We start from the raw sequence: 14,022 nt of genomic DNA, 5'->3' as shown, positions 1-14,022 counted from the left end.
GGAAATTGAATTGTTGGACCTGTCACAAAACATCCAGCCATTGTCTCAGACCATTTCAGAGAGCTTTTCTGGCGAACCTACAGCATGTACAGGCTGTTCATTTCCAAGAAGTAGAGAAAACATAGCATTGCAGCACCAGGTTCAGAAGCAGCCCCACCAACCGCGCAGCCTGAAACCACAGTCGCAGCTCCCGAGGTGAAAGAGTTGCCACCCAAGCGAACCGTGGTAAGGTTAGCTTACTCTAACGAATCCAACGGTTTTTAAAAAAAGGAGATCGGCCATGCCCCATAACAACCTTCCACATCCGGATATGATCACAAGGTCGGAGGAGTTCCGCCAGGTGTTGACGCCTGAGCTGTTCGCGTACTTGCTCTCGCTCATCCCTACGCCCGAGAAGTATGCCGCGATGCATGAGCGGTTCGAGGGGAGTGTCACAGGTTTTTTGAAGGGCGATCCTGAAATGGTGAAGCAATGCGAAGAGGCACGTATCGAACTGAACAAGGCTATGTCCATCGTGCAGGGTATCGGTAAAGCGGTGAGCGTTGTCGACCCGACAGTGCAGGAGAAACTCGGCATCGTCCATCAAAAAGCCTCTTCGTCCTCAGCGGCATTGACAGCTGCGAAGGATTTGAGGCTGTTCTTCGACAAGAACGACCAGCCCTACTGCTCGGTCACCAGGTTGGCCGGCGCCAAAGGGTATGACCTGTGGTTTTGTGAAGGGGAACCCAGCGTTGAAAGCAACTGGAAATTATTGACATGGTCAAGCAGTTGCCAGGGGATCTACCTTACTGGGTTGAACCGGACCAGGACCAACTACCTTAAACTTAGGGGCAAGCGCGGCAACGAGCTTGGCCCCTGGTCCAACATGGTGATCTTACCTCCAGTGTGAGCTCATATTGAAGATCCAACCCATGGTGCCATCAGGGGGGGCCTACCGCCCCCCCGAAATTTAACCACCGCAAATCGTCAAATCCAATATCTACGTTCAAATCCGATTCAATTCCGTCAATCCGAACTCAATTCGTTGAATCTGATCTCAATTCATCGAATCCAATCTCAATTCGTCGAATCCAATCTCAATTCATCGAATCCAATCTCAATTCATCGAATCCAATCTCAATTCGTCGAATCCGATTTCAATTCATCGAATCCAATCTCAATTCGTCGAATCCGAACTGGATTCCTCAAATCTGATCTGGATTCGTCAGATCCGATATGGGATAGTCCTTGTACTGAGAGGCGTCCATCCCGCCCCGGAGCTGATCACAACTGGACCAGAGAGAAGAGTAGAGTTCGGATTTCTTGATCGGCATGGTGTTCCTTTGGTTAGATGAACGGCTGCGGTTCAGCCCTTCGTCTTCCTACTTCAGTCACTCGAGCTCAAGACCCGAAGGAGCCTTGTTTGTCCTATAGGCTTTACTGGTCTTGATGGTCGCTTGAAGTTCTTTGTACCTCGGTGATTCCATCGCAACCAGGGCAAGCTTGCCATCCTGGTCCCGGTGGATTCCCCATCCATGGACTTTCACTATCTGCGCTCGCTTGATGTTGTACGACTCGTAATTCAGATCAGGCCGCTTCCTTCTCACGGCATGGAGTTCATAGAAGAATTCACGCTCGGTGTACTTGTAAGGGTGCTCGATGAGGATCTCATAACCTAGTCGAGCAATGGTTTTGGGATTTCCCTTTGGAGGAGCCTCTGCCCGATTCACGGGGCAGTCCTCAGCCACTGCGATCAGCTCTTCCGGGCCCTCTCGGCGAACCCTTTTCGGGCGACTTGCGACTTCAGGTTGCTCAGGAACCGCCAAGGGCTGAAGTGGGACATTCGAGGCAAGGTTTTCAGGCTCGCACAAAAATGGTGCGGCGATGGTAGATGCTACTGCTATGGCGTTCTTCAAAGGAGTGGCAAAGAACTCTCGGTCTCTCCGTGATCGAGTCTCCGCCAGATGCTGGTGGATGAGTCGCTCCACATGGTCACAGTCATTGACCAACACATCCCAAGCAACTGCATAGGGGGCTGGAACACCAGACACAGCAGACAACTGACGTGCTCGGACCTCCGGTTCGTGAATGGTCTTGCCGATCTTCACGAAGCCGGTGAAAGAAGGGTTCACCAAAATATAGACGTATCCTCTCTTTTCAGTCCTTCCTGGTTCCATGGTTTTAACTGGTCTCCTACTGAAGTTTCCAACATTTACTCAGAGCTGCCCTCAGGGTGGATTTGCGGCTGGACCGGTGGAGGCACCCCAAGCAATCGAAACCGTACATCACCATCACCGCCATGAACAGGTTTAGCTCCAAGCGCACCCGTAAAGCAGCCTCGCTTCTACCGGGTTGCGTCATGCCGCTACGATCTTTCCTATGTAGCATGCCACCCCGTCAATCAGGAAAGGGCCGTACAGATTATTCGGTTCTACGGTGATCGCGTCAGAAGATAAAGTCTGAACAAGCCTTTCCAAGTCCCCGTGGTTTCGAATCACGTTCACTTCGTTCGTTAGGTCGGTGTGAAACTCATGAACGACAAAAAGAGCGAGAGATGACGAGTCGATTTTTGCTTGTAGTGCAGTTCCGCACATAGCGGCGAGCAACTGGTACCTCACTGCACCCCACCGCAATTTATCTGTGGGGATTTCTGGGTGTCCCACCATCTGAAGAAGAGCCTGTATTCTCTCAGGAGCCTTGGTAGAAATCCCAGACTCGCGTCGTTTCATCGCCCTTTGCCAGTATTCAGATACGGTTTCATTTCCAAACGCTTCGTCTGCTTTGGCTTCGATACAAACCGTGACCCGATGGTCACCTGTTTCACCTATCAGAGCGAGATCATGATTTCGCCCTTCTCCACGCATGGGGAGGCGGGTCACTTTCTCCGGAACACCATTCAGCAGTTTTACTTCTCGAAGCAAAGAAGTCGAGAACAGTAGCGTTTGAAGTTCCGTGGGAACCGATAATTTCTCTCCCCGGAACCATGCCTTTGCAAGCTCCATAGCGCTACGGCCTTCCTTCCAGTGGTACTCTCTCTTGGGGCGTGTCCAGTCCTCCCAGCATGATATCAACATTCCATCAGGTCGATACAAAGTCAGTGTCTTTATCATTTGTCTCGCTCCTATGAGGAAGTTTGACCGCCATCAGCTGTTGCTGCTCATCCGACTCTTGGCTGTTGCCTAAAGCCTGCACCTGTATAGCACGGTTCGAGGCTCAAACGTAGCACTTTCTAATCCAGGTATCTCCGGATCTTTATTCATGTTCATGGTGCAACTCCAGATGGGCTGCAACTTGCGAAAAGGACGCGCCACCTGAACGCAAAAAAGCCTCCTGATCGGAATCAGGAGGCTTTTTCTATTAATGGTGGCGGTGCAGGGACTTGAACCCCGGACAACACGGATATGAGCCGTGTGCTCTAACCAGCTGGCTCAGAAGACGAGCTACACCGTTAGAATCACTAGCTTTTGTGCACATCCTCACCACTAAACAGACCACGTTGTCATCGAACACAACCCGATTCCAGTTGTCCTCTGTGTGTCAGTTTTGTGTGTCAATCTGTGTGGCAAAACTAGCAGGCCGGGCTAGGTAAGTCAACGTAGAAATCAGGTCCAGAGGTGATGTTTTCGTGACTGTTGCATCTAGATGGTAACTGTGCTAGATACAAGTGAAATAGTTATTGTATTAGTAGCTTGAAGTATTGTATCAATGCGCACAGTGTTGAACAGGTAACACTGTCTATCAGGTTGAAGGTTAATGTTGTTACGGAGGTAATACAACAATGTCAATGTCAGATGTAACACATGTTGTTGTGGATAACGACATAGTAGCAGTAGGCGAGCTACTTAAGCGTAAAGAGTTAGTAGCTATGTTGGGCTTATGTTACACGACTATCTACAACATGGAGAAAGCGGGCAAGTTCCCTGCTAGGCGGAAGGTATCACGAGGTCGGGTAGCATGGCTACGTTCAGAAGTCGAAGATTGGATAAGAGCGTTGCCAACTGTTTAACCTTGTACATCCTGTGGCGACTCAGGACAACGCTCTTGATTCGTCTGTCAGTTTTATTGTCACTCGCACGACGCCGAACGCCTGAGGGCTTCCTGTGCGGGATAAACCGAGCCGCCAAGGGCATAGCCCTGTCGTGTGGCTCAGATGCTCTAGCGGGGCATCCTTGGCGGCTCAGGGGCGTTATCTGGTCAGCTTTTCGGGAGGGGTTTCAGCTTTGCGCTTTCATTCGGATTGCCTCAAGGTCCTTCCCGTTTGGCATGATGAAGAGGCATGAACCACCGCTACGTTTTTCCCACAACTCACCAAGAGCGCGCTTCTCCTTGGAGTCGTCATTAGACCACCTGTCCTGCCCCTTGTACTCCACCACGAGATACCGGCCATCCGTCAACATGGCGACGAAGTCAGGATAAAACTTGTCAGTGGTCGTCTGAAGGCTGAAGGAGTGCCGCTCACGTCTCTCGATGTTGCGGACCCAAAACTTAACTTCAGGTAGAGTGTCAAGGAATACAGCACAATCGTACTCTTCCCCTGTGTGCTTCAGGTTGCCTACTTCTTTGTAGTAGTGCTTCTTGAACTGATAGCTTCCCTCATAGCGGGTGTTATACGGGTACTCATGAGGCATGAACGAGAAGCAGACATTCGGATTCACGACAAGCGGAGTCGGGCACTCTGGCAACAGTAAGGACTGGTAGGCTAGTGTTTGTGCTTGCTGTCTGTGCTGCTCGATCTTCTCCGTTACCTTCTGCCTGAGGGTGTACTTGTCATGGTACAGGTGGCTGAGCTTAAAGCCCCGCTGCTCTACAAGATAAAGCACAACTGCTGTCAGGAACGGCCCTGTCTCGCTAGGTGTGATGTCCGGGTGCGGAATCGTTCTGTCTAGCCAGTACACAAGGTTCGCAACGGTCTGAGTCTTCTCCTGTGCAATGAGAGACATTTGGCTCTGCAACTCGGGAATGAACCTCTGAGCCAACTTCCCCTTGTCGCTTATGTCGATTTCTACTACCTTCCCGTCAAAGTGCTTCTCTGAGAACTCTGCTTCTGTCAAACGAGGATCGCACTCTGAGAGCTTCCACGGCATTTCCAAGAAGTGCGTTTGTTCAAAGGCTTCAAACAAGTTGCCCTGCTTGATGGACAGCACAGGGAGTGAGAATGGTTCACCACGTTCAGCGGGTGACTTAGGTTTCTCTGTACCAAGGCCATGAGATTTTTTGAACACGCGCTCAATGCTTGCCTTGGCCTCTGGTGTGGTGACGCAGCTTTGAAGTGCTACCTTCTCGTTCTCGTCCATTACGCCAGTGAAGGTAAGTTCACCCTTTTGAGCGTCATACGTTACCTTTTGGGCTAGGCTTGCTGGCAGGGTGTCCAGCTTAGGAACCTCTTTGACGGTCTCCGTTGAGGTTGTCCAGAACTGCTCAAGACCCCCTTGCGGCTTCTCGGGCATCTTACCAATAAGGTCCTTTGCCTCTTGTCGATTGAAACCGTTTTGAACAAGCGCGTCTTCTAGGGCGTTCGCAGCTTCTATGAAGTTCTGACTAGCAGCAAAAGCATAGGACATGTTTAGTTCTTCACGCAACTTCCTCTTGGCGCTTGGAAGACGCATGATCCGCCCAAGGATTTGTTCAACAGCGGTTGAAGAACGCATTTCGGCAACAGAGCACAGTACGTATGCAAAGGGACAATCCCACCCTTCCCGGAGAGCCTGTACCGTGATGATGTATCGCACATCACAAGAAGGCAGGGACAGGTTAAGACCTTCAAGCCCTTTGTCAGTTCCGGTGGCTCGTCTTATGTGTTCAGCCGGTATTGCGAAGTCCTCAAGTAAGCACTGCTCTACAACCTCAACCGTAAGACGATCCTGGTGCTGTGCTTGAGGTTGGGCCTGAAGCAGCACAATAGGCCGTATGTACTCACCGGTTGCTTTCCTCTCAGCTACGGCCAGTTCCTCTAAGTGCTGCCTGAGTGCAATCGCATCTCCAACAAGCTCTTTCCAGCTAGGGCGCGTCTCAAGGCGGATCGGGAGCTTTATCATGTTGTCCGCTTTGAGTTCAGCAGCAGAAACGGAGTGCAACACGTTACTCGGGCTGGCCTCCGTGTCTGGCGTTGCCGTAAACTCCAAGATGCAGGAAGGGTTGAATCGTGCTAGCGTCTCAAAGGAAAGTGTAGTCCGGGCATTGTGGGCTTCATCTACTATCACAACAGGACGATGCAGCCGCAGGAGGTTAGCTAAGGACGTAACAGGCTTCCCGTCTTCGTGTTTCTCCAATGACGCCAGTAACGCCGGCTCAATACCGGTGAAGTGATCCATGAGCGCACCCGACTGCTCATACACCTTACGTCCTTCCGTCTCGTCCACTCGGAAGGCTTGCATGGTTGACACGATAACCGTAGTGCCTGCTGTAAGTGTCGGACGAGTCACATAAAGCGCCTCTTGGACTGAGAGCACCGACACGGATGAACTTGCTTCTTCAAGCGCTTGCCGATACGGATGTTTCCGATCCTTCAAGGCGGAAATAGTCTGGTCTTTGATTGCGTTAGATGGAACAAGCCACAAGACCACCGGAGCATCAGCGTGTAGCAGGTCGTTAGCTGCAATGCCTATGGAGTGACAAGCAACAAGTGTCTTCCCGCCACCTGTAGGAATCCTAAGGCACACATAAGGCAAGCCGGGAAGCTCCTTAACCTCTCTATACGGAATACCTATGCCGTGTATTTGCTTGGTTAGATTGTAGAAGGCTGTGTCAGCATCTCCTAGCTTTTGGCAAGTAGCGAAGTATTGCTTCAAAGTTTCTAGCGTGCGTGTCTGGTACTCCTTCGGTGTAAGCATCAGGAAACCCTCACTTCATAAGGTACTTGGCGGAACGTGATGTTCTCCCGTCTGAGCCGATCAGGTGCTATCATGCAACCGTTACCGTAGACAATCTTGGGACCATCATAGGCTGGTAGCAAGGCAAGTATTTCACGTGTCAACACGTTACCACCGTTTTCTGTTTCGTCGCCGAGTATGCCGTTATAGAGAAGGTACACAGCGACCCCATTTGCCGAACCAATAAGCGGGGTGGTCAACTCCGTTTCATGCGGCAAGGGTTCGCCTGTAGCGATAAAGAAAACATGGTGTGCTAGGTCCTTAAACGAAACCACCGTATCCTCTATACGGCCTTCAGGGGTGAAGAGTGGCTGTCCAAGTTCGCAATAGCGGAAGCCACCGTTAATACCCCTAACTGATACCTCTTTGCCAGTGCTGTTTGTGTAATCGTATCCAGTAAGAACACGCTTCAGACGTTCTCTTGTTACGGTTTCGCAGATAGTGTTATCCATTTCAACAATGATAAACTTCCGAGTACCCATATCCTCTACGTTCTGCGCCATGACTGCATGACCTGTTGTCCCTGTTCCACCAAACGAATCTAGAACTAAGTCATCTCCAGAGGTGGTCTGCTTTAAAAGTGTCTGGATAAGGGTCCGCGGTTTAGGAAAAATGAACTGTTCTCCGCCCATAATCCGTGACACCTCTTCTGTACCTTCATTAGTGTTGCCACACTCGACAAAGGAGGAAAAACCGGCGTAGTCACTTCTTAGGTCGGCTGCAAACTTCTTATGTCTAGGTCTTCCTGTCCTGGTAGCTGGCCAAAGAATCCGCCCTTCTTCTATTTTCTGAGCCATAGTATCCTGTGAGTACCTCCACCCTTTAGGCGGACAAGGATAAACGTGCCCCGTCGCTGGGTTAACAAGGTCGTAGTGAAGATTAGGACGCCTATCCTTAGTTGCTAGACCGACAAGATTATCTGACATCCAAGGGCCGCGTGGATCATTGTCAGCATTGCTGTACTTGTTCATATCTTTTTCTTGCCCTCTAAAGCCATTGGTCCCCATTCGATAAGCCACAACGTACTCGTGATCTGAAGATACATTGTGCAAGCTGCGATTATCAAGATTTCTCCGAGATTTCCAAATCAGTGTAGTTATATAGCATCTAGGGGGAAGTATCTCTTCCATCATGAGTCTAAAACGAGCAATCTCTATCTCGTCAAGGCATACAAACAAGAAACCATCTGAGCGCAAGAACCTCACAAGAAGCTGCATCCGTGGATACATCATACAGAGCCACTTGTCGTGACGAGACAGGTCTTCTGCTTCCTTGCCTACAGTTTTCCCAAGCCAGCTTTTCATTTCTGGTGAACTGACGTTATCATTATAAGTCCACCCTTGCACACCAGTGTTGTAGGGAGGGTCAATAATAATGCACTTCACCTGCCCGGCATAGTACGGAAGGAGCGCCTTCAGAGCTAGCAGGTTATCTCCTTGGACAAGCAAGTTACCGCTACCGGGATCACCTACGGAAAGGTTGTCATTGCACTTCAAGAGGTGAAACGGCACTTCATTGTGATGATTGACTACAGCCTTCTTACCGATCCAGTCAAGCGTGGGCATTTCTACTCCTCAAAAACAGATAGATGCAGACAACGGCATAACATACGATGCTTTCACGATGAACGCAATCAAATCATGTCCGTACATTGTCAGTACATGTATGACCGGCACAACCGAACCCCGCTACTCGCCAAGGGGTAGGCCTTGGTTTTCACGGGGCGGACAGGGTACTCAATCTCCTTAAAGAGAAATACCTATAGGAGTCTGATTACCTTTGGTAAGGCTTTCCACAAGCTCTCGCAAATAACTGGTATCACGGAAAATGTAGGCCCCATTGCTGCGCTTCTCGATAGAAATGTTCCGATTCTGTAGTGTGTCGCTGAAGTCAACATTCTGTATGATGTCCCTTTTAAAGTTTTGTTTTGCTACTCCGATGAAGGTCCGCACCTCCGAGCCGGGTACTTCGTTGATGCCGTTACTGAACTTGTCCATAAGGTAATCCAAGGCTACTTGCAAAGGTCCCTTGAGCGAGCGAGGCATTGTGACCCATCGCTGAACTGCACAACCCGGGAAGATACGAGCTATCTCATTATCAGGTAGGATGCCTTTAGGAGCGATAAGCCACAATCTAGCTTCGGGACAGCCTGCCCCCTCGGACTTTCGGGGTGTTGTTCGGCACCCTGCTTGAAGCAGATGGTGCGCATGTTCTCCGTGTCGAAGGTCGTTAATCACCTCTGGTGGTAAAACTCCGTCGCCAGTCCTGAGCCCTGCTGCTGCTCTTGCCAGAGCTTCGTAGTCCTCGGACCTATAGCTCAGAATCCCTGTGATTATCATGTTGGGTATATCTCGGTATTCATTGGTAGCGGTGTGTAGGCCGTAGTGCGTGAACTTCACACGTTCCGGTTGTATCACCTTCTCAATGATGTCGGCTTCAAGCTCAGGGTTACTAAGGAAGCGCAGCACAAGGAACTGCTCATCAGGTCGAGAGTTGATTGCTTTAACAATCTCGGCTACATAGAGCTTGTTTCCGTTTGTTTGATACGCTATCTTCCCGCTGGCTTGGCGCCATACGTTGACGGTCAAGTTACTGTAGTCCTTGTCGGCTCCTTTCAACCTAACTAGGTTCTTCCGGTACTTCGCTTGGAAAGCATAGGTGCCCCGAACGTCACCAGAAGCATCAGTTACCAAACAGGGCAAGAAGTCATCAGGTAAGATGTCGTCACAGTCAATGGCTACGTTCCCGTACTTAGTAGCCTTCACCGTTACCTCCCTACCTAGTATCCGCAAAAAGGTGTCGGCTACATCTTTTACTTCTGCTGAACTCCACTTGAAGGAGGACAAGTTCGCTTTTGCCTTTTCTCCAAAGTCGGGAACATAGAAAGTTGCTCCATTCTTAAATCTTACGAGTTCCTGTACTAGCTCTTCGATGGAGGATGCGAGGGTCGGATGTGAATCGGAGAGTTCATCAGGAAGCTTTGCGAACTTCCGGACTACTAGTTTAAGCCCTATGCCAGATGTCATGCTCTCGTCCACAATCCGGATAGTCCTAGGTTTGCCAAGGTAGAACAACCTGGACATGTCGCTGTACCTTTGCCCCCGTTGACCTAATCGTGTAATCTGCTGCTTCGTTGTAAGCAATACAAGAGCCTCGTTGATTCTGGTGCTACCTAGCCCCATTTCGTTCAGCTCTCGGTTACTGCTGTGGTTTGCAACCTTTACAGCGAACAGGTGCCTAGGGAGATTCATGTCCTTGACCATCCGCACGATTTCCTCATGTCTGTCAAAGCACATGATTACCCCCTGCTCCCCGTACATCTCATGGCATTGAACATAAGCCTGTATCGCAGTGATTACTGCGGTGGACTTTCCGATACCTGGGTGCAACGAGGAAAGGTACATCTTCTGCTCTAGCTTCCCTTTAGCCATAAGGGACAGGGTGTGTTGAATCTCATGGAGTGCCGCAAGTTGTTCAAGTGATGGTGTATGCCCTATCTCCTTGAACCTGCCCTTCAGGAGCTGAAGCGCGCGCTGCGTCAGGTCTGAGTGCATCCTACAGCACCCCCTTTGCTGCTCGTTTCGCTTTGATGATGTCTTGCCCTATGGCTTGCGGTGACATCACTTCAAGTTGCTCAAGATGTGCCCTAAGAGCACGACGCACGATAACGGAGTTGCTGAAATCTTGTCCGTGCTTGTGGTACGCCTGCTTGCATCCGCAAAGAGCTGCATAGGTGAGAGGGTCGAGGTTAAGGTGATACTGACTGCCGGAACGTTTCTGAGTCTGCTGCTGGTTCATGGGTATTACTCCTTGGTGGTGTAGTCCGCTGGTGTATTGGCTCGGACTAGGTGTGTGGTTGTCGGCTATGTCACGAAAAACAGATACGCGGGTGAACGCGAGCAACGCCGAGGGCGTCCTTGCTTCATCTAGTGGAACCCGTTTCATCTGCGGTGCCTGTGCGTGTAGCTGAAACAACAAAAGGCACCTTTGCGGGGTGCCCTTGATGTTCGTTATGAGGTTTTAGATTCGCCGGGAGGGAGTGCGGGAGGTGTTTTCTATAAGTGGAACTAAATGCTGGTGGGTAGCGTCGCGGTGGTTCTTGCATCCTTGGCAATACGGTACACTGACGCAACCCCGATGCCTAGGCGTTCTGCTGTCGCCTCCTTGGTCAGTCCTTCACTTAGGAGTTGCATGACATCTGCGGCCTTTTCCCGTGCAGTAGGCTTCCGGCCCTTGTAGGCTCCTGCATCCTTGGCAAGCTGGATACCTTCACGCTGACGCTCAAGCATCATCTCCCGTTCAAACTGGCCGATGGCTCCGAGCATCGACAGCATGAGCTTTCCTGTCGGTGAACTGGTATCAAGGTTGATGTTTAGCACCTTGAACGTAACCCGCTTTGCTTCGAGGGTATCAACAATGTCCAGCAGGTGCTTGGTGCTCCGAGCAACACGATCTAACTTGCAGACAGTGACGGTATCACCCTCGCGGACGTAATCAAGCATAGCTGCCAACTCAGGGCGATCCTGCTTAACTCCTGAAGCCTTCTCTTTGTAAATCCGGTCACACCCTGCGGCGTTCAGTTGTGCTAACTGCGCTGTCAGGTCTTGGTCAAGTGTGCTCACCCGTGCGTATCCGATGATTGCCATAACTCCCCCTTGCGTACTATCACTAGGATCAAAGACGCTGTGACAGTAACCTATCAAAATCACACTGTCAACTCTTGTGATAGCATGACGGCCACTTTTTGGGAACTATCGCAAGGGCATGGCCTAAAGATAGGCAAGGGGACCGTTGAACCTGTGGCTCTGTCGGTACTGGTGTCTGTCGTTCTGTAGGTGCAACCGATCACCGGGCTTGTTCTATAACTGCAACCTTTAAAGTAAACGCGCGTGCGTGGCGTGATCGGGTAGGCACCGACAGGGTACCCACCTGCCCCGTCAAACCGTGCCTGTCCAAGCTCAGCAGGAACCGACCCACAGGTATTGACCGGGACCTAAAGACCCGCCACAGGGCATCCTCGATCGCTGTCTCGCCCCGTCATGCGCGTCATTGCTCCCGCTGTTGGTACAGGTGGCCCTGGGGGAGAATCCGTGCGCGCTGTTTGTCAGAACACCCTCGCAGATCAGCGGCCCCACTTCAACATTCGGAAGTGCAGATGTTACGATTTTTCCTGAACAAGGAAACGGTGCCCAAAGTAGAAAGCAATAACCGCTAAGGCCGGTAGCAGCACCACTTTAACGTTCCGCTCATAGTCATCTTGGATACTGTAGGCCGCGACTATCCACACTGTGCTTGCTACAAGGGCCAATCTTAACTTTGGATCAAGTGACCACCACACACGACTAACCACCATCCTAGGCCGAGAGGTAGACTCCGACACCTTCTCAATAGAAGCAGCAACAACCTCTTTCGGACGAGCAAACAATCTGGAACACCAGACGCCAGCACCGACCATCAGAAAAAGCCAACCTGGTCCCATGGGTTTTACGCTAATGGCGGAAACAACCACGACAATCAGAACAAAAGAACCTACAAAACCGACCAAGAAACCAACGACCTTCCGAAGCATGCACCCTCCTGTGCTAAACCATTAAGATTACAAGACGAATAACTTAGACGATCTTAAAACACAATACAAGGCCGTTCTTAAGATTACGTGGAAGACCTCTGGATTTCAGCCTCCACCACCTTCCACTCAAGGACCTCAGAAACGTCGAACATCTGTAGTATCGGCATGAGTTGAGCCGGTGTCGGTGGCTTCGTGTATCGCCCTGTTGTCTGCGATTTCCGGTTAGTATGCCCAACAAGCCATGCGATTTGATGCTCCTTCGCTTCCGTGCTGTTGGCAAGATAATCTATGAAGCCGTGCCGCAGGCTATGGAATACTTTTTTGGGATCAGAGGTGACGTGCTTCCTGTTGAAGGTCTGAAACCATTTCCCGGTGTAGTGGGCGTATGCTCCCCGGTGCGGCTTCAACTGCCAGAACAGCCTAGCCTCCCCTCTCCGCTTCACTCTGTGGACAAAGTCGAGGAAGCCGAGTTGCAGCAGCTTAGGGTGTATCGGAACCCTCCGATAACTCTCAGAGTTCTTCACCTGCTTATCCACGTCGTCATTGATGGAGATGCTAGGGACATCGTCAGCACTAACATCATTAACATGAAGCTGGCAAATCTCGTTCAATCGCATCCCCTGAAGCAGCCCGATCAAGGGAACCCAGAGCCGATCCGGGTGCCTCTCATCCCATGTTAGGTTATCGAGTATCCGCTGCAACTCCTCCGGGGCATAGACACTCCTCTCCTCATGCGGACTCCTTGTGATAGCAGGCAGAACGACACCGTCTAGAAGGTGCTCCATCTTTGCGTGCTTCAGGGCAGCCCCTAGCCATTGCATGTGTTTACATACGCTCTTGCGGGACATAGGGATGTTACCCGGAAGTTTTATGATTTCGGTGATCTTCAAGTGTCGGAGGGTCTGTTTCTTCCGGTGGTTGGCAGGAAGCAACAGTATCGTCGCAAGGTAGGATTTGATTACATCTGAGGTTAGCTGACAAATCTGGATGTTGCCGATAACGTCAACAGCTAGTTCAAGGGAATACGCAACCTCATCATAGGACTTCTCTCGCCAGTTCACCCGGTGCGCGCTTATAAAGGTATCGAAGAGGTTACGGAGGAACGGTGAGGCAGGCTGAACCGGTTTAGTCTTAGGAGGAAATAGCTCCGATTGGACAAGCGCCTGAAGCTGACTCATGGGCAAGGCGTTAAACCGGCAGAGGTGGAAAATCCTGTTGGTCCGACAGTACCATTCTGCGGCGGCATCCTTAGCCTGTTTCCTGTCCTTCGTGTGCAGGGACTTCAGTATCTCCTGCCCTTGGAAGAACGTCCCGTGGAGGTCCTGCGGCACCCGACAGCGAAAGTAATACGTGTTGCCCCTTAAACGCAAAAAGCCCTTCATAAGCACTCCCCCGACTGTGGGTCAGGTTGTGTGTCAGATGAAGGGCGATCTGTTTTTAAGTAGCAATAACAACTACTTAGATATAATGGTGGCGGTGCAGGGACTTGAACCCCGGACAACACGGATATGAGCCGTGTGCTCTAACCAGCTGAGCTACACCGCCAAGCTCTAAAATTGCTAATGATGTCAAATAGCTACTGCGTTGCGAGCCGCCCGATTACTG

11 protein-coding genes and 2 tRNA genes are annotated in these 14,022 nt (G+C 50.8%); 2 read left to right on the top strand and 11 right to left on the bottom strand.

The genetic code is table 11. From position 1 onward, the window contains the following. Window positions 1-280 precede the first annotated feature (280 nt). Window positions 281-889, top strand: coding sequence for a hypothetical protein (locus GEOBRER4_RS09280; protein ID WP_185245156.1), 609 nt, complete (start codon window positions 281-283; stop codon window positions 887-889). A gap of 481 nt (window positions 890-1,370) precedes the next feature. On the opposite strand, the gene GEOBRER4_RS09275 is transcribed toward GEOBRER4_RS09280, so the two are convergent. The 3 genes from GEOBRER4_RS09275 to GEOBRER4_RS09265 form a co-directional block, all read right to left on the bottom strand. Continuing rightward, window positions 1,371-2,156 carry a DUF6157 family protein gene (locus GEOBRER4_RS09275; RefSeq protein ID WP_185245155.1) on the bottom strand — a complete coding sequence of 262 codons (786 nt, stop codon included), beginning with the start codon at window positions 2,154-2,156 and terminating at the stop codon, window positions 1,371-1,373. Between the two features lie 180 nt (window positions 2,157-2,336). Then, window positions 2,337-3,089 (bottom strand): DUF6946 family protein, encoded by a 753-nt coding sequence (locus tag GEOBRER4_RS09270; RefSeq protein ID WP_185245154.1) that lies wholly within the window; start codon window positions 3,087-3,089, stop codon window positions 2,337-2,339. 251 nt (window positions 3,090-3,340) lie between these two features. Then, window positions 3,341-3,428: transfer RNA gene (locus GEOBRER4_RS09265), tRNA-Met, on the bottom strand. A 329-nt stretch (window positions 3,429-3,757) separates the two neighbouring features. On the opposite strand from GEOBRER4_RS09265, the gene GEOBRER4_RS20370 reads away from it, so the two are divergent. Then, the gene (locus GEOBRER4_RS20370) at window positions 3,758-3,985 is read left to right on the top strand and encodes a helix-turn-helix transcriptional regulator (protein ID WP_197971403.1); all 228 of its coding nucleotides are present in this window, start codon (window positions 3,758-3,760) and stop codon (window positions 3,983-3,985) included. 208 nt (window positions 3,986-4,193) lie between these two features. Here GEOBRER4_RS20370 and GEOBRER4_RS09255 read toward each other — a convergent pair whose 3' ends face one another. The 8 genes from GEOBRER4_RS09255 to GEOBRER4_RS09220 form a co-directional block, all read right to left on the bottom strand. Further along, window positions 4,194-6,809 (bottom strand): DEAD/DEAH box helicase, encoded by a 2,616-nt coding sequence (locus GEOBRER4_RS09255; protein WP_185245153.1) that lies wholly within the window; start codon window positions 6,807-6,809, stop codon window positions 4,194-4,196. Then, entirely contained in the window at window positions 6,809-8,413 is a 1,605-nt protein-coding gene (locus GEOBRER4_RS09250; protein ID WP_185245152.1) for a site-specific DNA-methyltransferase, read from the bottom strand. Before GEOBRER4_RS09250 ends, GEOBRER4_RS09255 begins: the two co-directional genes overlap by 1 nt. A gap of 180 nt (window positions 8,414-8,593) precedes the next feature. Next, window positions 8,594-10,402 (bottom strand): hypothetical protein, encoded by a 1,809-nt coding sequence (locus tag GEOBRER4_RS09245; protein ID WP_185245151.1) that lies wholly within the window; start codon window positions 10,400-10,402, stop codon window positions 8,594-8,596. Between the two features lies 1 nt (window position 10,403). Continuing rightward, on the bottom strand, window positions 10,404-10,646 hold the full coding sequence (locus GEOBRER4_RS09240) for a hypothetical protein (RefSeq protein ID WP_135871972.1): 243 nt from the start codon (window positions 10,644-10,646) through the stop codon (window positions 10,404-10,406). 269 nt (window positions 10,647-10,915) lie between these two features. Next, window positions 10,916-11,494 carry a recombinase family protein gene (locus GEOBRER4_RS09235; RefSeq protein WP_185245150.1) on the bottom strand — a complete coding sequence of 193 codons (579 nt, stop codon included), beginning with the start codon at window positions 11,492-11,494 and terminating at the stop codon, window positions 10,916-10,918. A 512-nt stretch (window positions 11,495-12,006) separates the two neighbouring features. Then, window positions 12,007-12,417, bottom strand: a complete 411-nt coding sequence (locus GEOBRER4_RS09230; protein WP_185245149.1) for a hypothetical protein — start codon at window positions 12,415-12,417, stop codon at window positions 12,007-12,009. Window positions 12,418-12,500: 83 nt separating this feature from the next. Continuing rightward, entirely contained in the window at window positions 12,501-13,799 is a 1,299-nt protein-coding gene (locus GEOBRER4_RS09225; protein WP_185245148.1) for a site-specific integrase, read from the bottom strand. An 86-nt stretch (window positions 13,800-13,885) separates the two neighbouring features. After that, a tRNA-Met gene (locus GEOBRER4_RS09220) sits at window positions 13,886-13,962 on the bottom strand. Window positions 13,963-14,022: the final 60 nt, after the last annotated feature.

The sequence above is a fragment of the Citrifermentans bremense genome (genome assembly GCF_014218275.1).
Classification (GTDB): domain Bacteria; phylum Desulfobacterota; class Desulfuromonadia; order Geobacterales; family Geobacteraceae; genus Geomonas; species Geomonas pelophila.
Note: the sequence above shows the minus strand (reverse complement) of the source record. Positions and strands in the feature narration are given on the sequence as shown.

What these genes read in the sequence shown, in the direction of transcription:
- GEOBRER4_RS09280 (WP_185245156.1), top strand. Translation starts at nt 281, where the DNA reads ATGCCCCATAACAACCTTCCACATCCGGATATGATCACAAGGTCGGAG.
- GEOBRER4_RS09275 (WP_185245155.1), bottom strand. Translation starts at nt 2,156, where the DNA reads ATGGAACCAGGAAGGACTGAAAAGAGAGGATACGTCTATATTTTGGTG.
- GEOBRER4_RS09270 (WP_185245154.1), bottom strand. Translation starts at nt 3,089, where the DNA reads ATGATAAAGACACTGACTTTGTATCGACCTGATGGAATGTTGATATCA.
- GEOBRER4_RS20370 (WP_197971403.1), top strand. Translation starts at nt 3,758, where the DNA reads ATGTCAATGTCAGATGTAACACATGTTGTTGTGGATAACGACATAGTA.
- GEOBRER4_RS09255 (WP_185245153.1), bottom strand. Translation starts at nt 6,809, where the DNA reads ATGCTTACACCGAAGGAGTACCAGACACGCACGCTAGAAACTTTGAAG.
- GEOBRER4_RS09250 (WP_185245152.1), bottom strand. Translation starts at nt 8,413, where the DNA reads ATGCCCACGCTTGACTGGATCGGTAAGAAGGCTGTAGTCAATCATCAC.
- GEOBRER4_RS09245 (WP_185245151.1), bottom strand. Translation starts at nt 10,402, where the DNA reads ATGCACTCAGACCTGACGCAGCGCGCGCTTCAGCTCCTGAAGGGCAGG.
- GEOBRER4_RS09240 (WP_135871972.1), bottom strand. Translation starts at nt 10,646, where the DNA reads ATGAACCAGCAGCAGACTCAGAAACGTTCCGGCAGTCAGTATCACCTT.
- GEOBRER4_RS09235 (WP_185245150.1), bottom strand. Translation starts at nt 11,494, where the DNA reads ATGGCAATCATCGGATACGCACGGGTGAGCACACTTGACCAAGACCTG.
- GEOBRER4_RS09230 (WP_185245149.1), bottom strand. Translation starts at nt 12,417, where the DNA reads ATGCTTCGGAAGGTCGTTGGTTTCTTGGTCGGTTTTGTAGGTTCTTTT.
- GEOBRER4_RS09225 (WP_185245148.1), bottom strand. Translation starts at nt 13,799, where the DNA reads ATGAAGGGCTTTTTGCGTTTAAGGGGCAACACGTATTACTTTCGCTGT.